Here is a 23,132-nt window from a genome sequence, read left to right as displayed (position 1 = left end):
TACGGAGAAAGCCGGCCAGCGGCCGGCTCTACCCATAGATCCACGCCGCGCGTGGATGGGCCCTTCTACGCCCGCTGCGCGCGCTTGAGCAGCTTGGCTTCGCGCCTGCGTGCGCGGCGTGCGCGCCAACGCTCGGCCAGGCACGAGAAGATCACGTACAGCGCCGGCGTGCTGAGAAGGGTCAGGCTCTGCGAGAACAGCAGGCCGCCGATCATCGCGATGCCCAGCGGGCGGCGCAGCTCGGACCCTTCACCCAGACCGATCGCCAGCGGCACCGCCGCCAGGATCGCGACCATCGTGGTCATCATGATCGGGCGGAAGCGCACGATGCTGGCCTCGCGTGCGGCATCGCGCGGCGCCAGCCCATGCTCGCGCTGCGCCACCAGGGCGAAGTCGATCATCATGATCGCGTTCTTCTTGACGATGCCGATCAGCAGAACCAGCGCGATCATCGAGATCACCGACAGTTCGGTGTTGGTGCCGAACAACGCCAGCAGCGCACCGACGCCCGCCGCCGGCAGCGTGGACAGGATGGTGACCGGGTGGATCAGGCTCTCGTAGAGCATGCCCAGCACCAGGTAGACGGTCAGGATCGCGGCAAACACCAGGATCAGCATGTCGCTGGGATCTGAATTGAAGCCGAAGCCCGCATCGTCGGCCAGGCGGATGTCGCCAGGCATGCGCATGCCGGCGACGGTGGCATCGATGATCGCCTTGGCCTCACCCATGCTTACGTTCGGAGCCAGGTTGTAGCTGAGGTCCATCGTCGTGTACTGATTCTCGTGGGTGATCTGCGAGGGGGCCAGGCCGGGCATCTGCGTGGCCACCGCGGTGATCGGCACCCTGTCGCCGTTGCGCGCACGCACGTACACCTCATCCAGCGCCGCCGGGGTGGCGGTCTGCGAGGGCAGGGCGTTGACCACCACGCTGTACTGGTTGATGTCCGAATAGATGGTGGAGATCTGGCGCTGGCCGAACGCACCGTACAGCGCGCCGTCGATGGCGCCGACAGTGATGCCCAGGCGCGCGGCCTTGGCGCGGTCGATCTGGATGTTCTGGCGCAGTCCGGCATTGTCCACGTCGGTGCCGACGTCACGCAGCTTCGGGTTCTTCTTCAGTTCCGCCTGCAGCTTGGGCAGCCATTCCTGCAAAGCAGCCAGGTCGTTGCCCTGCAGGGAAATGCGGTACTGCGCGCCCTGGCTGGAACCGCCGCCATCGTTGCTGGGCAGGTCCTGGATCGCGCGCAGGCGCAGCTGCAGGTCGGGGTAGCGATCGGCCTTGGCACTGAGTCGCGCCAACGCATGTGCAGTGGTTTCGCGGCGACCGTCGCTGCGTGACTTCAGCTCGATGTTGAACTGTGCACTGGAGCCCTGACGGCCGCTGCCGAGGCGCACACCCACGGTTTTCACTGCCGGGTCGGCCATCAGCATGTCGGTGATTCGACGCTGGCGGGCGACCATGTCCTCGAAGGAGACGGTGGCGCTGGAATTGGCGCGGCCCCAGATCAGGCCGGTGTCCTGCGGCGGGAACGCGCCCTTCTTCACCGCCCCGAACAGGAAGATGGTGACGCCGATCAGGATCAGCGGCGTCAGCGACAGCAGCAGCGCGTGGCGCAGCGAGAAGTCCAGGAACACGGTGTAGATGCGCAGCATGCGCTCGTGGCCGGCATCCAGCCAGCGTCCGAAGCGCGACGGCGGCGCGCTGTGGTCATGGGCGCTGAGGAAGCGGCTGCACAGCGCCGGGGTCAACGTCAGCGAAACGATCATCGAGACCACGATGGCCGCCACCAGGGTGACGGTGAACTCGCGGAAGAACGCGCCCATCATGCCGCTGGCGAACAGCAGCGGGATGAACACCGCGACCAGCGAGGCGGTGATCGAGACAATGGTGAAGCCGATCTCGCGCGCACCGGTCAGCGCCGCCTGCATGCGCGGCATGCCCTCGTCGAGGTGGCGCATGATGTTCTCGATCACCACGATCGCATCGTCCACGACGAAGCCGATCGCGATCACCAGCGCCAGCAGGCTCAGGTTGTTCAGGGTGAAGCCCATCACGTACATCACCAACGCGGCACCGGCCAGCGACAGCGGTACGGTCACTGCGGCGATCAGCGTCGGTGCCAGCCGGCGCAGGAACAGCGCCATGGTCAGCACCACCATCGCCAGGCTGATCAGCAACGTGATCTGCACTTCATGCAGCGACGAGCGGATGGTCGGCGTACGGTCGAAGTACGGCGTCATCGTGGTGCCGGGCTGCAGGTAGTCGCGCAGGGTCGGGATCTGCGCCTTGACCCGGTCCACGGTCTCCACGATGTTGGCGCCGGCACGGGTGAACACGTACATCACCACCGCCGGTTTGTGGTCGAACCACGCGGCCTGGTAGGCATCCTGCTGGCCGTCGTAGACATTGGCGATGTCCTTCAGGCGGATCACCCGGCCATCGCCCTGGGTCTTGACCACCAGGTCGGCGAAGTCCGCCGCACGCGCCACCGAATCGTTGGCGATGATCGCAGTGGTGGTGTTGCCATCGCTGAGGAAGCCGGTGGGCGAGGTCACGTTGGCCGCGCGCACGGCGTTGCGCAGGTCGTCGGCAGTGAGTCCCAGCGCGTTCATCAGGCGCAGGTTGACGTCCACCCGCACCGCTGGCGTGGAGGCACCGGCGATGTCGACCGAGGCAACGCCGCTGATCTGGCGGATGCGCTGCGCCAGCAGTGAATCGGCGACGTTGTACAGCTCGTCGGCCGACTGCGTCTGCGAGGTCAGCGCGATGGCGATGACCGGGTCGTCGTTCGGGTTCGCCTTCTGGTACATCGGCGAGCCCATGCCCGAGGGCAGGTCGGCTTGCGCCGAGTTGATCGCGGTCTGTACGTCCAGCGCGGCCGAATCGATGTTGTGGCCGCTCTGGAAGATCATGAACACCAGCGAGCTGCCTTCCGAGCTCGACGAGCGCATGCGGTCGATGCCCGGCAGCTGGCCGAGATGGCGTTCCAGCGGCGCGGTAACCGTGGAGGCCATGGTCGCCGCATCGGCGCCGGACTGGCTGGCATGCACGAAGATCACCGGGATCTCGATGTTCGGCAGTGCCGATACGCCCAGGCGCAGGTAGCAGATCAGGCCGACCATGAACAGGCCGATGGCCAGCAGCGCGGTGCCGATCGGGCGGCGGATGAAGGGGCCGGACAGGTTCATCGTGCCGCCCCTTGCAGCAGCGGGGCGTGGATCATGCCTGCGGCTCCTGCAGCGAACCGTCGCGCAACGCACGCTGCTCGCGGCGGCGGGCAAGCCACTCGGAGAAGCGCTCCATGTACAGGTAGATCACCGGCGTGGTGTACAGCGTGACCAGCTGCGACAGCAGCAGGCCGCCGACGATGGCGATGCCCAGCGGGCGGCGCAGCTCCGAGCCGATCCCGGTGCCCAGGGCCAGCGGCAGCGCGCCCAGCATGGCCGCGGCGGTGGTCATCATGATCGGGCGGAAGCGCAGCAGGCAGGCACGGCGGATCGCTTCGTGCGCGTTGGCACCGGCGCGGCGGGCCTCGATCGCGAAGTCCACCATCATGATGCCGTTCTTCTTGACGATGCCGATCAGCAGCACGATGCCGACGATGCCATCCACCGACAGGCTCAGGCCGCACAGCATCAGCGCCAGCAGCGCGCCGACACCAGCCGGCGGCAGCGTGGAGATGATCGTGATCGGGTGGATGTAGCTCTCGTAGAGCACGCCCAGCACGATGTAGATCACCACCAGCGAGGCCAGCAGCAGCCACACCACGTCCGTCTGGCTGCCAGTGAACTCGGCGGCCTTGCCGATGAACTCGGCATGCAGGTGGGTGGGCATGTCCAGGCTGTCCTTGGTCTCCTGGATTGCACGTACCGCTTCGGACAGCGAATAGCCCGGCGCCACGTTGAACGACACCGTCACCGCCGGCAGCTGCTGCTGGTGGCTGACCACCAGCGGCGCGCTGCTGACCTTGCCTTCGGCCAGCGCCGACAGCGGGATGATGTTGCCGGCGCCGACGGTGATGCCGGTGTTCTGCGCGCCGATGCCGGTGGCGGTCGACGAGTTCGACGAGGTGACCTGGCCGAAGCTGGTGGCATTGGTGCCGGTCAGTGCGCCGGCGCCGTTGGAGGCCACCGCCAGCTGCTCCATCAACGCGGTGCTGGTGCGGAACTCCGGCGCCACTTCCAGCACCACGCGATACTGGTTGAGCTCGGTGAAGATGGTGGAGATCTGGCGCTGGCCGAACGCATCGTAGAGCGTGTCGTCGATGGTCTGCATCGGCACGCCCAGGACACTGGCCTTGTCGCGGTCGATGTTCAACTCCAGGGCGCGGCCCTGGTTGGACAGGTTGTTGTCCACGTCAGCCAGTTCCGGGCGCTTGCGCAGCGCTTCGGTCAGGCGCGTGGCCTGGGTCGCCACCGTTGCCGAATCGACGTCCGACAGCGAGTACTGGTACTCGGTGGCGGCCACGCGGGTATCCAGGGTCACGTCCTGCACCGGCTTCAGGTACAGCGCCACGCCCGGGATTCCGGCCACCGCCTTCTGCAGGCGCGGCAGGATCTGCTCCAGGCCATCGCGCTGGCTGCGCTCCTTCAGCACGATCGACAGCTGGCCCTGGTTGAGCGTGGGGTTCATGCTGCCGGCACCGATGAACGCCGACACGCCGGTCACATCCGGGTCGTGGCGCAGTGCTTCGGCGACCTGCTTGGTGCGCTGTTCCATCTGCGGGAAGGCGATGTTCTGGTCGGCCTGCACCACGCCGGTGATCAGGCCGGTGTCCTGTTCGGGCAGCAGGCCCTTGGGAATCAGCACATACAGCAGCACGGTCAGCACCAGTGCACCACCGGCCACGGCCAGGGTCAGGCGCTGGTGGCCCAGCACCCAGTCCAGGCTGTGCTCGTACAGGCCGACGGTGCGCGTCCACAGGTTCTGCTTGCCGGCCGCTGCCGCGCGCTCATGCGCGTCTTCGCCCTCGGGCAGGGCGTCGGGCTTGAGCAGGTAGGCACACATCATCGGGGTGAGCGTCAGCGAGATCAGCATCGACAGCACCACCGCGATGCTCAGCACCCAGGCGAACTCGTGGAACAGGCGGCCGGTGACGCCGGGCATCAGCAGCAGCGGCAGGAACACCGCTACCAGCGAGACGGTCAGCGACAGCACGGTGAAGCCGATCTGGCGCGCGCCGATCTCGGCCGCTTCCTTGCCACTCTTGCCCTGCTCGATGTAGCGCACGATGTTCTCGATCATCACGATCGCATCGTCGACCACGAAACCGGTCGCCACCACCAGCGCCATCAGCGAGAGGTTGTCCAGCGACATGCCGGCGAAGGCCATCACCGCGAAGGTGCCGGCCAGCGACAACGGCACTGCTACCGACGGGATGATCGTGGCCCACAACCGGCGCAGGAACACGAAGATCACCGCCACCACCAGGCCGATGGTGAGGATCAGGGTGAACTGCACTTCATGCACCGAGGCGCGGATGGTCTCGGTACGGTCGTTGAAGATCTCCAGGTGCACGTCGGCCGGCAGCACGCCCTGCAGCTGCGGCAGGATCGCGCGGATGCGCTCGACGGTCTGCACGATGTTGGCACCAGGCTGGCGCCGGACTTCCAGCAGCACCGCCGGCTTTCCATCGGCCCAGGCGGCCAGCTGGTCGTTCTCCACGCCATCGATCACCTCGGCCACGTCCGACAGCCGCACCGGGCGGCCGTTCTTGTAGCTGATGATGGTGTCGCGGTACTCGGCGGCGCTGGCCAGCTGGTCGTTGGTGCCGATGCTGTAGGACTGTGTCTTGCCGTTCAACGAGCCCTTGGGCGCATTGACGTTGGCCTGGGTCAGCGCGCTGCGCAGCTGCTCCAGGGTCAGGCCCATGTTCGACAACTGCGCCGGATTGACCTGGATGCGCACGGCAGGGCGCACGTTGCCGGCGATCGACACCAGTCCCACGCCCTGCACCTGCGACAGGCGCTGGGCCAGGATCGAGTCGGCGTAATTGTTGACGTCGCGCAGCGGGCGCGTGTCGGAGGTCAGCTTCAGTGTGACGATGGCTGCGTCGGCCGGATTCACCCGGTTGTAGACCGGCTGGTAGGGCAGCGACGAGGGCAGGGTGGCCTGGCGGATCGCCGCCTGCACGTCCTGCGCGGCGATGTCGATGTCGCGGTCCATCGAGAACTGCAGGATGATCGTCGACAACCCGGCCGACGAGTCGGAGGTCATCAGCTCCAACCCGGAAATCTGCCCGAACTGGCGCTCCAGCGGGGTAGTGACCAGCGAAGCCATGGTGGTGGCGTTGGCACCGGGGTACTGGGTGGTGACCACCAGGCTGGGCGCATCGATTTCCGGCAGCGCCGACACCGGCAGCTTGCGGTAACCGAGGATGCCCAGCAGCAACAGGCCCGCCATCAACAGCGAGGTGGCGATCGGGCGGCGGATGAAGATCGTCGAAAAGCCCACGGACTGATCCTTGCTGGCACTTCAATGTCGGCGCCGGCGGGTATGCCGGCGCGAGGGAGATCAGTGGCCTGCGCTCAGCGCGGGCCACCACCGCGGCGGCCAGCGCCGCCTGCGTTCTTCTGCTCGGCCGCCTTCAGTTCGGCCTCGGTCGGTGCGGCCGGGGTCTCCCCCGGCTTCAGCGCGGTGACCTTGCTGCCCGGCTTCAGGCGGAACTGGCCTTCACTGACCACCCGCTCGCCGCCCTTCAGGCCTTCGGCGATCTGCACCTGGCTGTCGCCCACTTCCACGCCGCTGCGCACGGTCTGCATCTTTACCGTGTTGTCGCCCTGCACGATGTAGACGTACTCGCCATCCGGGCCACGCAGCACCGCCTGGGTGGGGATGACCACACCACCGGCGATCGTGCGCAGCTGCATGCGCACGTTGACGAACTGGCCCGGCCACAGGCCGTTGTCGGTGTTGTCGAAAATCGCGCGCGCCTTGAACGTGCCGCTGTCGGCACTGATCAGGTTGTCGACCACGTCGAGCTTGCCGTCGCCGGACAACACATGCGAATCGGCACGGTCCAGCGCGGCCACCGGCACCGTGCCGGCGGCCTGCGCCTGGCGCACGTCGCCGAGCTGGCGCTCGGGCAGGTTGAACAGCACGTGGATCGGATGGATCTGGGTCAGCGTGACCAGCGCGGTGCCGGCGTTGACCACGTTGCCCGCGTCGACCGCGCGGATGCCGGCGATGCCGGAGATCGGTGCGGTGACCTTGGTGTACTGCAGCTGCACCTGCGCCGAACGCATGCTGGCCTCGTTGGCGGCCACGGCGCTTTCGTACTGTGCCACTTGGTTTCGCTGTGTATCCAGATCGGTCTTGGCGACGTACTGGCGATACTCAGGCGCATTCGAGCGCTGGAAGTTGGAGCGCGCAGTGGCCAGCAGGGCTTCGTTCTGGCGCTTGGCTGCGGCGGCCTGGTCATAGCTGGCCTGGGCCGTGCGCGGATCGATCACCGCCAGCACGTCACCCTGCTTCACTTCCTGGCCTTCGCGGAAATTCAGGCTCATCAGCTGGCCGCCGACCTGCGGGCTGACGGTAACGGTGTTCATCGCAGTCACCGTGCCCAGCGCGCTGGCATACACCGGCACGTCCTGGCGCGTGGCCTCCACCACGGTCACCGGTACTGGACCGGCATTCGGATCCTCGCCGCCCTGGCGCGCCCCCGCAGCTGCACCACCGGCCTTGTCCTTGCCCCCGCCCATGACGCGCAGGCCGACCACGGCCAGCACCAGCACTGCCACGACCAGCAGCACGATCTTCCAAACACGTGACATTACGAGGACTCCGAGAGGGCTGGACCAGGCGGGACGCCGGGGCAATGCGCAAAGCATACCTGTGCCACATCACGTTTCCTGCATGACGGATGGGACGGGCGCTAAGACCGGATCGAGCGCCGGAGGTTCCCGTGGCGGCGGTGTTGCCCTACATTCAGCTGGAACCCTTCTGCTGTGGAGATTGCGATGCGCCGTTCGCTGCTGCTGTCCGCCCTGCTGCTGGCCCTGCCGGCCCTTGCCCACGCCCAGGACGGGCAGCGCCCGGAAGTGACCGCCGCCGCGCAGCGGCTGCAGGCCAAGGTGGTCGAATGGCGTCGCGATTTCCACCAGCATCCGGAGTTGTCCAACCGCGAGGCGCGCACCTCGGCCGAGGTCGCCAAGCGCCTGCGTGCGATGGGCCTGAAGCCGAAGACCGGCATCGCCCACCACGGCGTGGTGGCGATCATCGAGGGCGGCAAGCCGGGGCCGAAGATCGCCCTGCGCGCCGACATGGACGCGCTGCCGGTGACCGAGCAGACCGGCCTGCCGTTCGCCTCCAAGGCCACTGACCAGTACCGCGGGCAGACCGTGGGCGTGATGCATGCCTGTGGCCATGACGCCCACACCGCGACCCTGCTCGGCGTGGCCGAAGCACTGGTGTCGATGAAGAAGGACCTGCCGGGCCAGGTGATGCTGATCTTCCAGCCGGCCGAGGAGGGCGCACCGCCGCCGGAAGAGGGTGGTGCGGCACTCATGCTGAAGGAAGGCCTGTTCGCCGATTTCAAGCCGGAAGCGGTGTTCGGCCTGCATGTGTTCTCCAGCGTGCAGGTGGGTCAGATCGCGGTGCGCGGTGGCCCGTTGATGGCGGCCTCGGACCGGTTCGGGATCAAGGTGATCGGCCGCCAGACGCATGGCTCGGCGCCGTGGAACGGGGTTGATCCGATCGTCGCCACCGCCGACCTGGTGGGCACCGCGCAGACCATCGTCAGCCGCCGCGCCAACCTGTCCAAGCAGCCGGCAGTGCTGACCTTCGGCGCGATCAACGGCGGCATCCGCTACAACATCATTCCCGATGAAGTGGAGATGGTCGGCACCATCCGCACCTTCGACGAAGGCATGCGCCAGCAGATCTTCGCCGACCTGCGCAACGTGGCCGAGCACACCGCCGCCGCGCATGGTGCCAAGGCGGTGACCGAGATCTACGAAGCCGATGGCAACCCGGCCACGGTGAACAACCCGGCACTGACCGCGAAGATGCTGCCGAGCCTGCAGGCGGTGGTGGGCAAGGACAACGTATACGAGCCACCGCTGCAGATGGGTGCGGAAGATTTCTCGCTGTACGCCAAGGAAGTGCCGGGCATGTTCTTCTTCGTCGGCTCCACCAGCGCGGGCATCGACCCGGCAACGGCGCCGGCCAACCATTCGCCGAAGTTCCTGCTGGATGAGAAGGCGCTGGATGTCGGGTTCCGCGCGCTGCTGCAGGTGAGCCTGGATTACCTGCACGGTGCCGGCACCCCGGCGGGGTGAGGGTTTCCGCAGGGCTTGCAGCCCTGCACCCGCCGAGACCAAAGCCACGTCAACGGCAAAAGCTGGTTTCCTGAGGGATGGCGGGGTGGGTCCGGTGGCAGGGGACGCTGCAAGTACGTCCATGTAAGCTCGGTCGCCGCATCCATGCGGCTCACGCCCCTGCCACCGGACCCGCCCCGCCTTCGACGGTTTCCCGCGAGCTGTCGGAACGACATCCTGCTTTGGTGGGTGTCGACCTTGGTCGACACGGCAGGCGTCGTGAACGTCTGAAGAATCGGCTTTTGATCTTGATTTTCTGATCTTTCCCGTGGTGATGGCCGCGCGCAAGGAACTGTCAGGGGCCGGGTGGGCAGGCGGGGCGGGGGTGTCCGCGGCATGGGCCCGAGGCATGCCTCGGGCGGGTTGGGCAGGACGCCCAACCCAGGCCTTGCCGTGTGCGCAAGACAGCGCACACGAGCAAGCCGCGGCCAAGCCCCCATGGACGGGTTTACGGCGTCCCCCGGCCAACCCACCCTCCCGGCCAGCTCCTGTATCCGGCAACACAACCACCACGGAGGGGCTCCGCCGTTGGCCAGCCCGGCCGAAGGCCCGCCGTCCGCGCGATACAATGGCGCCCATGAACACCCCACAGGATTCCAGCCTCGGTCGCGAGGTCAGTTACCCGTCGCAGTACGATCCCGGCCTGCTGTTTCCCATCCCCCGCAGCGGCGCCCGCGCCGAGATCGGCCTCGATGACGCCGCGCTGCCGTTCGTTGGCCACGACCGCTGGCATGCCTTCGAGCTGAGCTGGCTCGACGCGCGTGGCAAGCCGCAGGTCGCCGTCGCCACCGTGCAGGTGCCGTGCACCTCGCCGCGGTTGATCGAATCGAAGTCGTTCAAGCTGTACCTGAACTCCCTCAACAGCACCCGTATCGACAGCGCCGAGGCACTGCGCGCGCGCATCGTGGCGGATCTGTCGGCCTGCGCCGGTGCGCCGGTGGAGGTCGAATTCGGCCTGCCGGGCCTGCGTGAGACGCCGCTCGGCGAATCCATCGATGGGCTGGACCTGGAGATCGACTGCTACGGCCCGCCGCAGGCAGACTTCCTCGCCGCTGATGCCGGCGAGGTGGTGGAGGAAAGCCTGGTCTCGGCGCTGCTGAAGTCCAACTGCCCGGTTACCGGCCAGCCGGACTGGGCCACGGTCAGCCTGCGCTACCGCGGGCCGAAGATCGACCGCGCCGGCCTGCTGCGTTACCTGGTCAGCTACCGCGAGCACGCCGAGTTCCACGAGCAGTGTGTTGAACGGATCTTCAGCGAGGTGTCTGCGCGCTGCCAGCCGCAGTGGCTGGAAGTGGAGGCCCGCTACACCCGTCGTGGCGGTCTGGACATCAACCCCTGGCGTGCCAGCCCGGGCATCGCCGCCCCGGCCGCGACCTACCGCGAACTGCGGCAGTAACCGCCACAGGCGGTTGCCCGTTGCGCCGGGCCATGCCCGGCGAGCGCCGGCCAGCGGCCGGCATTACCATGATTCGCAGGCGGTTACGGGTGGAGCCGGCCGCTGGCCGGCAATCGGCCAAGGCCGGATCCCCCTGGCACAGCCGGCCAGCGGCCGGCACTACCGGGCGTCCATTCCCCCGATTGTTCAGCCGCCCCGGGGGGCGGCTTCACATCTGCACCATCCCCATTTAACAACCTCCATGGCACCGTGCGAATCACGTAGTCATGCAGACGGGAGTTGTGGATGAGTACCGAGAAGAAAGCCGATTTCTCCGGCGTCAGTGGCAGTGTCGACAGTACCGCCGAGCAGGTGCCGAAGGCGGACTTCTCCGGCGTCAGCGCTTCGGTGGACAGCACCGCAGACGTTGTCAGCGGCGGCACCTATACCGTGCAGAAGGGTGACTCGCTGTCGAAGATCGCCAAGCAGCATCTGGGCGACGCCAATGCCTGGAAAAAGATCTTCGAAGCCAACCGCGATGTGCTTGATGACCCGGACAAGATCTTCCCGGGCCAGACCCTGAAACTGCCGCCGAAGTAAGCCGGCCATCGAACGCCGTCCGACAATCCCTGGGAGGAACCCCGAATGATCAAGACCACCCCGCTACAGACCGCCCTGATCGCCGCCCTGCTGGGCAGCGTTGCCCTGGTCGGTTGCAAGAAGAAGGAAGAGTCGACCGACAGCAGCGCCGCTCCGGCAGCGACCGCCCCGGCCGAACCCGCAGCTCCCGCGCCGATGACCGGCGCACCGCCGCCGATGGCCGAAGCCGCTGCGGTCAACGTCTCGTCGGTCACCGTCGGCAAGACCGCCGCCGCCGACAAGTCGGTTGCGACGACGGCTTTGTTCGCACCGAAGGATGACATCATCGTCTCGGTCAAGACCGACGGCGCTGCAAACAACGTCACCGTTGGCGCCAAGCTGACCTATCAGGACGGCCAGGTAGCCGGCGAACAGAACGCTACCCTGAACACCAGTGGTGCGGAAACCACCAACGTCACGTTCAAGAATGCAAAGGGCTGGCCGGCCGGCAAGTACCGCGCCGAGGTCACCGTCGATGGCAAGGCGGCCGGAACGCCGCAGGAGTTCGAGGTCAAGTAAGTCCTGCCGACTCTCTCCCGGCAGGGCTCACGATGGACGCAGCCGCGAGGCTGCGTCCTTTTTTATTGGGCGACGCCCGCTTTAGGGAGGCTAGCGGGGTACGCTGAACGGAACACGGACAGGTCGGGGGACAGCATGCTCAGCTGGATTGCGCTCACACTCGCAATGGGCCCCGCGAATCTCTGGAGCTACGGCTGCGACCACTTTCTGTACGGTGCCTGCCTGCGCGTGCCGACAGGCATGTCCGTGACCTACGAGGCTCCTGTTGACTTTGGTCTGCACCGCATCAGGCATGACGGTAGGGAAGTCGCCTTGATCTACGAGGGCGATGCCCCCGAAAAGCCTGCGTCAGGAAGCACGCCGGATCTGCGCTTCACGGACGGCGGATATGTCGTGTCGGGGTATGCAAGGGCGGAAGGAGGTTCCACCCGGTACGACGTCTACGTTCGACCCGGATCGTCTGGCGCCGGTTCGCTGCACATCCGAGGCTCTGCAGCGACGGCTGATGAACTCGCCAGCCTGGCCGCCGTCGTTGGGGGATTCCGCATCTGCAACTTCCAGCAAAGCAAGCGCTCGCAGACATTGACCTGTCCAAGGCGTGCCGAGTGGGGGCCGCGATTGTCGGAGTGGGTCACGCGTGCCTCAATGAGCGGGAAGTCGAACTAGCCATCAAGCCTCAGCTTCCAGACCGGAAGCGAGCCAACGACGAAACACAGCGGTCCAGTACCGCCGCGTATGGCGCGGCTTTGCCCCGCGCGGCTGAAAACGCGACAATGCAGGGGTTTCCCCGCCGCGCGCCCACCCTGACGGCGACGGGGGAAAGCGTGGGGCCCGGCCCCGCGCGCGACACGGTTGCACGTGGCCCGGCGCTGGCGCCGGCCTTCCCCTGAGCACTGCTACAGAGTCCAAGTCCCCCATGTCCAAGATCCTCTACACGCTGACCGACGAAGCACCGTTCCTGGCCACCCAGTCGCTGCTGCCGATCGTCGGCGCCTACACCGCCACCGCCGGCATCGTGGTGGAAACCCGTGACATCTCGCTGTCCGGCCGCATCCTGTCGCTGTTCCCTGAACTGCTCAGCGACGCGCAGAAGGTCAGCGACGACCTGGCCGAGCTGGGCCAGCTGGCGACCACCCCGGACGCCAACATCATCAAGCTGCCGAACATCTCCGCCTCGGTGCCGCAGCTGAAGGCGGCCATCAAGGAACTGCAGGACCAGGGCTATCCGCTGCCGGATTACCCGGAAACCCCGGCCGACGACCAGCAGCGCGACTACAAGGCGCGCTACGACAAGGTCAAGGGCAGTGCGGTGAACCCGGTGCTGCGCGAAGGCAACTCCGACCGCCGTGCACCGCTGTCGGTGAAGAACTACGCGCGCAAGCATCCGCACCGCATGGGCGCCTGGGCGTCGGATTCGAAGTCGCACGTCGCGCACATGGCCGCCGGTGACTTCTACGGCAGCGAGAAGTCGGCCACCCTGGCCAACGCCGGTTCGCTGAAGATCACCTTCCACGGCAAGGACGGCAGCGCCGTCGTGCTGAAGGAAAAGACCGCAGTGAAGGCGGGCGAGATCGTCGATGCCGCCGTCATGAGCCGCAAGGCACTGGCCGCGTTCATCGGCGAGCAGATTGCCGATGCCAAGGCCCAGGGCGTGCTGTTCTCGCTGCACCTGAAGGCGACCATGATGAAGGTCTCCGACCCGATCATGTTCGGCGTGGCGGTGAACGAGTTCTACAAGGACGTACTGACCAAGCACGCCGACGTGCTCAAGCAGGCCGGTTTCGATGCCAACAACGGCATTGGTGACCTGGCTGCGCGCCTGCCGTCGCTGCCTGAAGCCACCCGCGCCGCGATCGAGGCCGACCTGGCCGCCGAGTACGCGCAGCGCCCGGGCGTGGCCATGGTCAATTCGGACAAGGGCATCACCAACCTGCACGTGCCGAGCGACGTGATCGTCGACGCCTCGATGCCGGCGATGATCCGCGACTCGGGCAAGATGTGGAATGCCGAAGGCAAGCTGCAGGACACCAAGGCGGTCATTCCGGACCGCTGCTACGCCGGCGTGTACCAGGCCGTCATCGACGACTGCAAGGCGCACGGTGCCTTCGACCCGGCCACCATGGGTTCGGTGCCGAACGTCGGCCTGATGGCGCAGAAGGCCGAGGAGTACGGCTCGCACGACAAGACCTTCCAGATCGCCGCCGATGGCGTGGTCAAGGTCACCGATGATGCCGGCGCCGTGGTGTTCGAGCACGCCGTGGAAGCCGGTGACATCTGGCGCATGTGCCAGACCAAGGACGCGCCGATCCAGGACTGGGTCAAGCTGGCCGTCGAGCGCGCCCGCCTGAGCAGCACCCCGGCCGTGTTCTGGCTGGACGCCGCCCGCGCCCACGACGCGCAGGTCATCGCCAAGGTCGAGCAGTACCTGAAGGACCACGACACCACCGGCCTGGACATCCGCATCCTGCCGCCGGTGGAAGCCACCGCGTTCTCGCTGGACCGCATCCGCAAGGGCGAGGACACCATCTCGGTGACCGGCAACGTGCTGCGTGACTACCTGACCGACCTGTTCCCGATCATGGAACTGGGCACCAGCGCCAAGATGCTGTCGATCGTGCCGCTGATGGCCGGTGGCGGCCTGTTCGAGACCGGTGCCGGTGGTTCGGCCCCGAAGCACGTGCAGCAGTTCGTTGAAGAGGACTACCTGCGTTGGGATTCGCTGGGTGAGTTCCTGGCCTTGGCCGCGTCGCTGGAACACCTGGGCAACCGCTACGACAACGCCGCTGCCCGTGTGCTGGCCAATGCGCTGGACGAAGCCAACGGCCAGTTCCTGGACAACGACAAGTCGCCATCGCGCAAGCTGGGTGGCATCGACAACCGTGGCAGCCACTTCTACATCGCGCTGTACTGGGCCCAGGCCCTGGCCGCGCAGGACGAGGACGCCGCCCTGAAGGCGCGCTTCGCCCCGCTGGCCAAGACGCTGACCGACAACGAGCAGAAGATCGTCGAAGAGCTGATCGCAGTGCAGGGCAAGGCCGTGGACATCGGCGGCTACTACCGCCCGGACGTGGCCAAGGCCAGCAAGGCGATGCGCCCGAGCGCGACCTTCAACGCCGCGCTGGAACAGCTGCGCGGCTGATCCACTGCCGTTCGGCCGTGACACCGGAACCCGCGCTTCGGCGCGGGTTTCTTTTTATGGCGCTGGGGTCAGATTCCTTTTGCAAGCAAAAGGGATCTGACCCCATTCGACCCGTGTCCAGAGCCGTGACATCCGTCGGCCGTCGGAATGCCGTCAACGGGGCATGAAACTTGCCCGCGATGGCGGTCGCAGAATGGATCGGCGCCGTTTCGCAGTCGCCTTGAATCTGAGCAATCGATCACGACGGCCGCCGCTGGCGATGCCCTAGCCTTGGCGACGCGAGGCCACCGGGGAGGTGGCCGCACGGGGAACACGGATGGCACGCGTGCTGGTAGTGGGAACCGATATCCAGGGCGAGCAGGCCCTGCTGCAAAGGCTGCGCCTGGCCTCGGCGCTGCCGGATGGCCAGGTCCGCCGCAGCCAGGATCTGGACGATTGTGATCTGCTGGTCATCCGCGATACCCCGGCGCTGCGCAACGCCGCCCAGCGCATGCGACAGCAACGTCCGCGCCTGCAGTGCTGGATCGAGGACATCGGCGGCCAGCTGCGTGATGGCGACGGGCATCAGGACGTGCTTGATGACGGTGCCATCGGTCGCGCGTTGCGTCGCATGCAGTTGGCACCGGAGCCCCTGGTCATGCAGACACCCGCGCCGATCCGCCTGGCAGATGGCGCGCACGCCATCACCCGCCTGCTGCGCGAGCGGCTGCCGCTGCGACAGGGCCAGGCACTGCTGGGTGATGCGGGCGAGCCTCTGCTGCTGATGGATCTGGAGCACGATCAGGCCGTGCTGTTGCAGGAGCCGGCTGCGGCGCTGGTGGAGCGGCTGGCCGATGCCTTTGAGCGCCTGCAGCTGGACGCGCTGACACCGGCGCGCCTGCAGGCCCTGGCCGGCGAGCGGCCACGCCAGCCGCTGCGGCCACTGCTGTGGCAATGGGCGCAACGCAGCCGCCATTGGCAGGCGCTGGACGAGCGCCTGCGCGGCGCCTCGGTGAAGCTGCTGCGCTGGCCGGACTTCCGCGTACTGGGCCATGACCACGATGGCTTCCGCCTGTGCTCGCTGCTGCTCAAGCGTGCGTGCACGGTTGAGGAATGCACGATGCTGCTCGAACTGCCGGCGGCGGCCGTTCGCGATTTCATCCATGCCGCCTATCTGTGTGGCTACGCGCAGCTGCAGGCCGCCCCGGCGACGCTGATGATGGCGGCAGGTGGCACCCGCACCGACAACGGACTGCTCGCCCGCCTGTGGCGGCACCTGCGCGGGAGCGAGCGCAATGCGTGAGCACAAGGTGGTCGTGCTGGGCGGCATGGGCAGCGGCAAGTCGACACTGGTACGCAGCATCGCGGCTGGCGCGGTGGTCGACACGGACGTGGCCAACAGTGATCGCCTCGGCGCCGACAAGGCCTCCACCACCGTGGCGCTGGACTACGCAGACATCGACCTGCCCAACGGCGAACGCCTGCGTCTCTACGGTACACCCGGCCAGCAGCGTTTCGATTTCCTGTGGCCGATCCTGCTGCAGGGCGCGCGTGGCGCGGTGCTGCTGCTGGATGCGCGCCGCGCCGGCCTGGCCAGCGAGCTGGAAGGCTATCTGCAGGTGCTGCAGCCGTTCGCATCATCCTTGGCACTGGTCGTGGCGGTCACCCACCTGGACCAGGCACCGCAGGCCGCACTGGATGACTGGGCCATCCGTGCCTGCCTTGACGACCAGCCGCTGCCGCTGCTGGCCGTGGATGCCCGTGACCGAGGACAGGGACTGCTGCTGATGGATGTACTGATGAGCGAAATGGAAGCGCACGCACTGGTGGCTGCACATGGCTGACGGGCAGCTGGCGGTACTGCCCGACGCCGGTCAGCGTGAGCGCCTGCAGCCCCTGCTGCAGGACCTGCAGCAGCGGGTCGAAGGCGTGCGCACGGTCGTGCTGGCCAGCGTCGATGGCTTTGCCCTGGTCAGCGCCGGCGCCGAAGGGCGCGGCGAACGGCTGGCGGCGATGACCAGCGCGATGCTGGCGCTGGCTGCGGCGGTCGGGCGCGAACTGGTGCTGGGCGATCTGCAGACACTGATGCTGGAAGCGGCGGGCGGAAAGGTGCTGATGCTGGCGATCCAGGCTGAAGGGCGCGCACCGTTGCTGCTGATGGCGGCCTGCGACCAGCGCAGCGTGATCGGCCAGGTGCTGTGGCAGAGCAGGGAATGTGGCCAGGCGATCCTGGCCGAACTCGGCGGATCGTGAGCCCGGCCGCAGGGGAACAAGGGGCTCGGACCAACATCGACAAGGGGTGCGACGTGGCTGGATTGAATGATTCGTTGAACGCACTGATGGGCATCGACGGCGCGCAGGCAGTGGCGCTGGTCGATTACGAAAGCGGCATGCTGCTGGGCGAAGCCGGTGCCGGCATGGACATGGAAGTGGCCGCCGCCGGCAATACCGAAGTGATCCGCGCCAAGATGAAGACCGCCGCATCGCTGAACCTCAACGACAGCATCGAGGACATCCTGATCTCGCTGGGCAAGGCGTACCACATCATGCGCCCGGTGGCGAAGAAGAAGGGCCTGTTCTTCTACATCGTGCTGGACCGTACCAAGTCCAACCTGGCATTGGCCCGGCGCAAGGTGCAGGACGTGGAGGCCGAACTGGCGATCTGAGTGGCCGCCTCCGTAGCGCCGGACCATGCTCGGCTGCTTCCAGCCGAAGCAGCCGAGCACGTTCGGCGCTGCTTTCAGGCTGCTGGAAGCAGCAGTGCAGAGACCAACGAGAGAGCCTTGCTGTCGCGTGCGGCGAAGTACCTGGGCGCATGATCTGGCAGCCACACTTCGTTGAAGTGGCGGCGGAAGTCCTCGTAGAACTCGTTGGGATACAGCTTGGCCTGCACCGTGCGGCCGTCCGGGTAGGCGTGGTCATACGTGGGCAGCGCATCGGTGTCGACGCCGCGATGATCCCTCAGCCATTTGCAGAACAGTCGGCCTTCGGAGATGTCCGGCACCAGCGCCTGCGGGAGCGTATAGCCCGCCTGCTCCAGCGGTGCGATCAGGTTCAACGTCAGCTCGTTGAGCATCGAGAAATGGGTGTACGGCACCTTGGCACGGTTCTGCATGTAGCGGTCGATGTGCACGGGCAGCAACGCATTGGCGCGACCCTGCTGCCATTCCACCACCCACTGCGAGACCTTCACTGCGAACCTGCGCGACAGCCACTGGCCGAGGTGGATGGCGAGGTACGGGTGGATCCAGGTGCCCTGCATGGCCGGGTTCCCACCGGATACCACGTGGATCAGCTCATTCTCGGACAGCTTCGTCTGCGCCATGAGCTCCTGCAGGAACTCCTCCGTCGATTTCAGTGCCCGGTAGTCGGACCAGCGCTTGCCGACGGACTGGCACAGGGCGGTCGCGCTGATGTAGCCGTCGCGGGCGCGCTGCGGGATGACGTTGCCTTCCTCCACGCGCGGGATAAAGGTCATTTGCTGCATGCGTCACCTCGTGCCGTTGTTGGGCCTGAAAGGGTAGGCAGCAGGGAGGCATCAGGTCTGTAGGAATCGTTGCGTTTGTCGCGGCATGCAGTGGCCCTACACAAGCCACCCCACGCCAGCGTATGGTGAGGCAGGTCCTCCCGGGTGAGCCCTGCATGTCCGAGCCTGACACCGTTGCCGACTTGGCGTCGCGCATCGCCGGCGCCATTCACGCCGGCTTCGAGCAGTATCACGCCCGCTTTGCGGCGATCACCGCCCGTGCGCGGCAGCGTTTCGAGCAGCGCGACTGGGTGGGCGCGCGCCGGGATGCAGTCGAGCGCATCGCGTTGTACGACCTGTGCATTGCCGAACAGATGGATGCGCTGCGGCGTCTCGCCGGCGAAGCGATCGGGGAACGCGCGCTGTGGCTGCAGGTGCATGCGCGCTATAGCGCACTGCTGCGGGGGCTGATCGACGCCGAGCTGTACAAGACCTTCTACAACACGCTGTCGCGGCGCTTGTTCTCCACCCGTGGCGTGGACCCGGCGCTGGAGTTCATCGCCTTCGATGTCGAGCCGTCCGATGCGATCACCCACCCGGTCGCACGGCATACCTATGCGGTCTCGCCGACGCGGCCGGTGGAGGCTCTCCAGCGCGTGCTGGCCGATTACCGCTTCGACATTCCGTATGCGCACCAGCTGCGCTGCGCGGCGGCCATCGCTGTGCGCCTGCAGGATGATCTGGCCCACTGGGGTGATACGCCGGTGCGCAGCATCGAGCTGCTCGACACCGTGTTCTACCGGGAGCGCCGCGCCTACCTGGTGGGTCGCGTGTTCGGCGAACACCGCTTCTCACCGTGCGTGATCGCCCTGGTCAACGATGGGCAGGGCCTGCGTGCAGATGCGGTGCTGACCCGGCGTCGCGATGTCGCCCATCTGTTCGGCGTGTCGCGCAGCTATTTCCAGGCCGACCTTGCCACGGTGGGCGATGCGGTGGTGTTCCTGCGCAGCCTGTTGCCGGGCAAGCCCATCGATGAGATCTACACCGTGCTGGGTCGCGCCAAGCAGGGCAAGACCGAGCGCTACCGGACCTTCTTCCGCCACTTCAACGAACATCCGCAGGAGCGGCTGGTGCCCGCCGAAGGCACGCCGGGCATGGTCATGGCGGTGTTCACCCTGCCCAGCTATCCGCTGGTGTTCAAGCTGATCCGCGACCGCTTCGCCTGGCCCAAGGCGATGTCGCGGCAGCAGGTGGAAGAGAAATACGCGCTGGTGTTCAATCTCGACCGCGTCGGCCGCCTGCTCGATGCGCAGCCGTATCGCCACCTGCGTTTCCCGCGCGACCGCTTCGCCCCGGCCTTGCTGGAAGAGTTGCTGCAGCAATGCGCGCAGAGCGTTCGCGTCGATGGCGACCAGGTGGAAGTCGCACTGTGCTATGTGCAGCGTCGCTTCCGTCCATTGAACCTGTACCTGCGCGAGCAGGGCGGCGAGGCGGTGCGCGCGGCGGTACTCGACTACGCGCAGGCGATCACCGACATGGCGCGCAACAACATCTTCCCCGGCGACATGCTGCCGAAGAACTTCGGCGTATCGCGGCATGGCCGGGCAGTCTTCTACGACTATGACGAGCTGTGCCTGGTCAGCGACTGCGTGTTCCGCGCCTGGCCGCAGCCGCGCACGCCGGAGGAAGCCATGGCCGACGAACCCTGGTTCCATGTCGGGCCACGCGACGTGTTTCCCGAGCGCTTCGGCCCGTTCATGGGCCTGCCGGCGGGCGAGCTGGCGGCGGTGCGCGAACATTACCGGCACCTGTTTGATCCCGCGTGGTGGCAGGGCCTGCAGGCGCGCTTCGCCAGCGGTGATTATCCGGATACCCCGCCCTATGCGGCGGTCCATCGCCTGGCCTGAACGGCGTGGCGTGTACTGCCTGCCGGTCCCGCTCGGACTGCGGTACGCTCGGGGTTCACCTCATCACCATGGATCCGGCAATGATGCGTTCCCCCCTGTTCCTTGCGCTGGCCCTGGCGTTCGCCGCCGGTGCTCCCCTGCTGCCGGCCGATGCCGTGGCCCAGAACGCGCGCGCCGTGCGCGCCACTGCCGAGATGAGCATGGTGCTGTCGGGCAGTATCGACGTGGCGGCCGATGGTTCGGTCAGCACGCTGGTCCTGGACCAGCGTGCCATGCTCGCACCCGGCATCGTGTCGTTCGTGGAAGGCGCCATCCGCGGCTGGCAGTTCGAACCGACGTTGCGCGATGGCACGCCGGTGGCCGTCCACGCGCCGCTGCGCGTACGCCTGCGTGGCAAGCAGCAGGAAGACGGCAACTACCAGATCAGCATGACCAGCGTCGACTTCAGTGAATATGATCCGAAGGCTACCGATTCGATCACCCAGAAGCGCATGCCGCCGCCGCGCTACCCCGAAGAGGCCTTCCGCAATGGCGGGCAGGGTGACGTACTGCTGCTGGTCAAGGTCGCACGCGACGGCACCGTGGCCGATGTCATTGCCGAGCAGGTGAACATGACCGTGGTCGCACCGGAACGGACCATGGCCAGGATGCGCGACATCTTCGCCAAGGCCAGTATCAGTGCGGCCCGCAAGTGGACCTTCTCGCCGCCGACCACCGGCGAGGACAGCACGCGGGATTCATGGACCGTGCGCGTGCCGGTCACTTTCGCCCTGAACAACAGCGACAACGGCCAGCCGGAACGCTACGGCCGCTGGCGTGCCTTCATCCCCGGCCCGCGCCAGGCCGCACCCTGGCGCACGCCGGATGGCGCCGGACAGGCGGGAAGTGATCTGCTGCCGACCGGCGGCGTGTACATGGTCGATGGCACCCAGCGCGGCCTGCGCCTGCTGACGCCGCTGGCGCAGCGCTGAGCCCGGTGCGATGGAGCGGTCGGCCAGGCCGGCCGCTTTTCAGTCCGCGTACGGGTAGACCACCACGCGGTTGCGGCCCTGTTCCTTGGCCATGTACAGGGCCTTGTCGGCCAGCCGCAGCGCCTGCTCGGCATCGACATGGAAGCTGGGGAAGTGGGCCACGCCCATCGACACAGTGATGGTGCCGACCGGCTCGAACGGATGATCGGCGATGTGCTGGCGCAGGCGCTCGCCGGCCTGGCGCGCCGAGTCGGTACTGATGCCCGGCAGCAGCAGCAGGAATTCCTCGCCACCGGCACGGCAGAGGATGTCGCTGTCGCGCGAGTAGCGGCGCATCTGGTCGGCGATATGGACGATGGCGGCGTCACCGACGTCATGGCCGTGGCTGTCGTTGATCGATTTGAAGCGATCGATGTCCAGCGCCAGGATCGCGAACGGAATGCCCTGCACCTGCAGCGCATCCAGCGCCTGCTGCAGGCCGCGGCGATTGAGCAGGCCGGTCAGCGGATCGGTACGGTTGGCGCGGTTGAGTGTGCCAATGCGGTCCTGCAGGGCGTTGAAGCTGTGCAGGACCGCCTGCTTGAGCTGGGCAACCTCGAAGTACCATGCGCGGATGCCGCTGACGTGGTTGATCGCGCTGCCGGTGTCCTCGCCACCCTGCACGTTGCGCGCAAGCTGCCACAGCGGCATCGAGATGCGCCGGGCGAACCACCAGGTGATCAGCAGTGACAGCAGGCCGAGCGGGATCGCGTTCCAGATCACCGCGGTCATCAACCGTGACAACGGCTGCAATGTGGCCTCGGTCGGCCGCTGGGCGATGATGCCCCAGCCGGTGGCCGGTACCGGCGCGTAACCGGCCAGCATCGACACGCCCAGGTTGTTACGGACCTGCTGCGCGCCGCGCTCACCGCGCACCACCGCCTTCACCGCCGGGTTGCCGACCACGTAGTCGCCGACCCGCTTGCCGTCGGCGTGGTACAGCAGGCGGCCATGGCGGTCGACCACGTACAGGTAGGAGCCGTCGCGGTAGTAGTGCTTGCCCAGCAGCGTATGCAGCGCGCTGCGCTGGCGCAGGTACAGGGTGCCGCTGACGTAGCCGCGATAGTGGCCCTGGCGGTCGAAGATCGGGTGCGACAGCGAGACCAGCAGCTTGCCTGTGGTCGACTGGTACGGGTCGCTGATCATCGGCTGGCGTGCAGCCAATGCGGCATTGTTGCCGACGCTGTGCAGGACCTCGCCCTGCAGCTGCAGGGTCTGCGGCGAGGTGGCGATCACCAGGCCGTCGGCGTCCACCACCAGCGAGGAATTGAAGCTGTTGGTCTGCAGCTGCAGGCGGCTGGCCTCGTCCTGCGCCTGTGCCGGATCGAGGTCACTCTGGCCGAGCCGGGTGGCGGCGTAGGCCAGCTCCTGCTGCGCGGCCAACAGGAAGTTCTGGGTGGTCTCGGCCAGCTTGGTGGCATAGACGCGGTTGGCTTCCAGGGTATTGCCGACCAGCTGGTCGCGCTGCACGCGGTAGCTGGCCAGCAGGGTATTGGCCAGGGCGATGATGGCGCTGAGCAGGGCCAGGGCGAGGATCAGCTTGCCCAGGTTGAGGCGGGGAGACAGCGTTCGCATGCGTCGACGGATCCGGCAGGAGGCTGGACCCGACCGGTTCTCCGGAAGGGGCGACAGCGGAATCGGTGGCCACGCCCGCAGGGCCGGGCAGGGTATCGGGCGGATTATCGCCAAAAGTCGGCGGCGGCAAAGTGAAGTGGGTCGCCCTGCCGGCAAAAAAAAACCTGCCGCAGCGAGCGGCAGGTTCCTTTCGATGCAATGCCGTG

General features: G+C 67.0%; 16 protein-coding genes. 11 read left to right on the top strand and 5 right to left on the bottom strand.

The features are described 5' to 3' along the window. Positions 1 to 65: 65 nt before the first annotated feature. The 3 genes from AC5JLE_RS01255 to AC5JLE_RS01245 form a co-directional block, all read right to left on the bottom strand. Positions 66 to 3,188 (bottom strand): efflux RND transporter permease subunit, encoded by a 3,123-nt coding sequence (locus AC5JLE_RS01255; RefSeq protein WP_496064937.1) that lies wholly within the window; start codon positions 3,186 to 3,188, stop codon positions 66 to 68. 31 nt (positions 3,189 to 3,219) lie between these two features. Beyond that, the gene (locus AC5JLE_RS01250) at positions 3,220 to 6,453 is read right to left on the bottom strand and encodes an efflux RND transporter permease subunit (protein ID WP_046432840.1); all 3,234 of its coding nucleotides are present in this window, start codon (positions 6,451 to 6,453) and stop codon (positions 3,220 to 3,222) included. A gap of 74 nt (positions 6,454 to 6,527) precedes the next feature. Beyond that, positions 6,528 to 7,772 (bottom strand): efflux RND transporter periplasmic adaptor subunit, encoded by a 1,245-nt coding sequence (locus AC5JLE_RS01245; protein ID WP_134966240.1) that lies wholly within the window; start codon positions 7,770 to 7,772, stop codon positions 6,528 to 6,530. A 186-nt stretch (positions 7,773 to 7,958) separates the two neighbouring features. Here AC5JLE_RS01245 and AC5JLE_RS01240 point away from each other — a divergent pair, with 186 nt between their 5' ends. The 9 genes from AC5JLE_RS01240 to AC5JLE_RS01200 all read left to right on the top strand — a co-directional run bounded on the left by AC5JLE_RS01240 (position 7,959) and on the right by AC5JLE_RS01200 (position 17,634). Beyond that, positions 7,959 to 9,278: a M20 family metallopeptidase gene (locus AC5JLE_RS01240; RefSeq protein ID WP_032957881.1), complete on the top strand. Its 1,320-nt coding sequence runs from the start codon at positions 7,959 to 7,961 to the stop codon at positions 9,276 to 9,278. Positions 9,279 to 9,894: 616 nt separating this feature from the next. After that, positions 9,895 to 10,713, top strand: a complete 819-nt coding sequence (queF, locus tag AC5JLE_RS01235; RefSeq protein ID WP_100450700.1) for an NADPH-dependent 7-cyano-7-deazaguanine reductase QueF — start codon at positions 9,895 to 9,897, stop codon at positions 10,711 to 10,713. 285 nt (positions 10,714 to 10,998) lie between these two features. After that, on the top strand, positions 10,999 to 11,292 hold the full coding sequence (locus AC5JLE_RS01230; protein ID WP_005419771.1) for a LysM peptidoglycan-binding domain-containing protein: 294 nt from the start codon (positions 10,999 to 11,001) through the stop codon (positions 11,290 to 11,292). A 45-nt stretch (positions 11,293 to 11,337) separates the two neighbouring features. Beyond that, a complete protein-coding gene (locus AC5JLE_RS01225; protein ID WP_496064936.1) occupies positions 11,338 to 11,850 on the top strand; it encodes a hypothetical protein in 513 nt (170 codons plus the stop codon). A gap of 916 nt (positions 11,851 to 12,766) precedes the next feature. Beyond that, positions 12,767 to 14,989: an NADP-dependent isocitrate dehydrogenase gene (locus AC5JLE_RS01220; RefSeq protein WP_496064935.1), complete on the top strand. Its 2,223-nt coding sequence runs from the start codon at positions 12,767 to 12,769 to the stop codon at positions 14,987 to 14,989. Positions 14,990 to 15,305: 316 nt separating this feature from the next. After that, positions 15,306 to 16,271, top strand: coding sequence for a hypothetical protein (locus AC5JLE_RS01215; RefSeq protein WP_014648642.1), 966 nt, complete (start codon positions 15,306 to 15,308; stop codon positions 16,269 to 16,271). After that, complete coding sequence (locus AC5JLE_RS01210) at positions 16,264 to 16,812, top strand: GTP-binding protein (protein WP_014648641.1); 549 nt, start codon at positions 16,264 to 16,266, stop codon at positions 16,810 to 16,812. The genes AC5JLE_RS01215 and AC5JLE_RS01210 overlap by 8 nt, the downstream gene beginning before the upstream one ends. Beyond that, complete coding sequence (locus AC5JLE_RS01205) at positions 16,805 to 17,221, top strand: roadblock/LC7 domain-containing protein (protein WP_014648640.1); 417 nt, start codon at positions 16,805 to 16,807, stop codon at positions 17,219 to 17,221. The genes AC5JLE_RS01210 and AC5JLE_RS01205 overlap by 8 nt, the downstream gene beginning before the upstream one ends. A 53-nt stretch (positions 17,222 to 17,274) precedes the next feature. Continuing rightward, positions 17,275 to 17,634 carry a hypothetical protein gene (locus tag AC5JLE_RS01200; protein ID WP_014648639.1) on the top strand — a complete coding sequence of 120 codons (360 nt, stop codon included), beginning with the start codon at positions 17,275 to 17,277 and terminating at the stop codon, positions 17,632 to 17,634. Positions 17,635 to 17,708: 74 nt separating this feature from the next. Here the strand turns inward: AC5JLE_RS01200 and AC5JLE_RS01195 are convergent, their stop codons facing one another. Beyond that, the gene (locus AC5JLE_RS01195; RefSeq protein ID WP_496064934.1) at positions 17,709 to 18,446 is read right to left on the bottom strand and encodes a KilA-N domain-containing protein; all 738 of its coding nucleotides are present in this window, start codon (positions 18,444 to 18,446) and stop codon (positions 17,709 to 17,711) included. A gap of 164 nt (positions 18,447 to 18,610) precedes the next feature. Between AC5JLE_RS01195 and aceK the strand changes: the two genes are divergently transcribed. Together aceK and AC5JLE_RS01185 are read left to right on the top strand one after the other, a co-directional pair. Then, positions 18,611 to 20,341, top strand: a complete 1,731-nt coding sequence (gene aceK / locus AC5JLE_RS01190; RefSeq protein ID WP_197557403.1) for a bifunctional isocitrate dehydrogenase kinase/phosphatase — start codon at positions 18,611 to 18,613, stop codon at positions 20,339 to 20,341. A gap of 80 nt (positions 20,342 to 20,421) precedes the next feature. After that, complete coding sequence (locus AC5JLE_RS01185) at positions 20,422 to 21,312, top strand: energy transducer TonB (RefSeq protein WP_496064933.1); 891 nt, start codon at positions 20,422 to 20,424, stop codon at positions 21,310 to 21,312. Positions 21,313 to 21,351: 39 nt separating this feature from the next. Here the strand turns inward: AC5JLE_RS01185 and AC5JLE_RS01180 are convergent, their stop codons facing one another. Next, complete coding sequence (locus AC5JLE_RS01180) at positions 21,352 to 22,926, bottom strand: sensor domain-containing diguanylate cyclase (protein WP_495233473.1); 1,575 nt, start codon at positions 22,924 to 22,926, stop codon at positions 21,352 to 21,354. Positions 22,927 to 23,132 lie beyond the last annotated feature (206 nt).

The sequence above is a fragment of the Stenotrophomonas sp. genome, from assembly GCF_059505245.1.
Note: the sequence above shows the minus strand (reverse complement) of the source record. Positions and strands in the feature narration are given on the sequence as shown.

Bases quoted from the DNA above. Each gene is read 5' to 3' on its own strand.
- AC5JLE_RS01255 (WP_496064937.1), bottom strand. From the start codon at position 3,188: ATGAACCTGTCCGGCCCCTTCATCCGCCGCCCGATCGGCACCGCGCTG.
- AC5JLE_RS01245 (WP_134966240.1), bottom strand. From the start codon at position 7,772: ATGTCACGTGTTTGGAAGATCGTGCTGCTGGTCGTGGCAGTGCTGGTG.
- AC5JLE_RS01240 (WP_032957881.1), top strand. From the start codon at position 7,959: ATGCGCCGTTCGCTGCTGCTGTCCGCCCTGCTGCTGGCCCTGCCGGCC.
- queF (WP_100450700.1), top strand. From the start codon at position 9,895: ATGAACACCCCACAGGATTCCAGCCTCGGTCGCGAGGTCAGTTACCCG.
- AC5JLE_RS01230 (WP_005419771.1), top strand. From the start codon at position 10,999: ATGAGTACCGAGAAGAAAGCCGATTTCTCCGGCGTCAGTGGCAGTGTC.
- AC5JLE_RS01225 (WP_496064936.1), top strand. From the start codon at position 11,338: ATGATCAAGACCACCCCGCTACAGACCGCCCTGATCGCCGCCCTGCTG.
- AC5JLE_RS01220 (WP_496064935.1), top strand. From the start codon at position 12,767: ATGTCCAAGATCCTCTACACGCTGACCGACGAAGCACCGTTCCTGGCC.
- AC5JLE_RS01215 (WP_014648642.1), top strand. From the start codon at position 15,306: ATGGCACGCGTGCTGGTAGTGGGAACCGATATCCAGGGCGAGCAGGCC.
- AC5JLE_RS01210 (WP_014648641.1), top strand. From the start codon at position 16,264: ATGCGTGAGCACAAGGTGGTCGTGCTGGGCGGCATGGGCAGCGGCAAG.
- AC5JLE_RS01205 (WP_014648640.1), top strand. From the start codon at position 16,805: ATGGCTGACGGGCAGCTGGCGGTACTGCCCGACGCCGGTCAGCGTGAG.
- AC5JLE_RS01195 (WP_496064934.1), bottom strand. From the start codon at position 18,446: ATGACCTTTATCCCGCGCGTGGAGGAAGGCAACGTCATCCCGCAGCGC.
- aceK (WP_197557403.1), top strand. From the start codon at position 18,611: ATGTCCGAGCCTGACACCGTTGCCGACTTGGCGTCGCGCATCGCCGGC.
- AC5JLE_RS01185 (WP_496064933.1), top strand. From the start codon at position 20,422: ATGATGCGTTCCCCCCTGTTCCTTGCGCTGGCCCTGGCGTTCGCCGCC.
- AC5JLE_RS01180 (WP_495233473.1), bottom strand. From the start codon at position 22,926: ATGCGAACGCTGTCTCCCCGCCTCAACCTGGGCAAGCTGATCCTCGCC.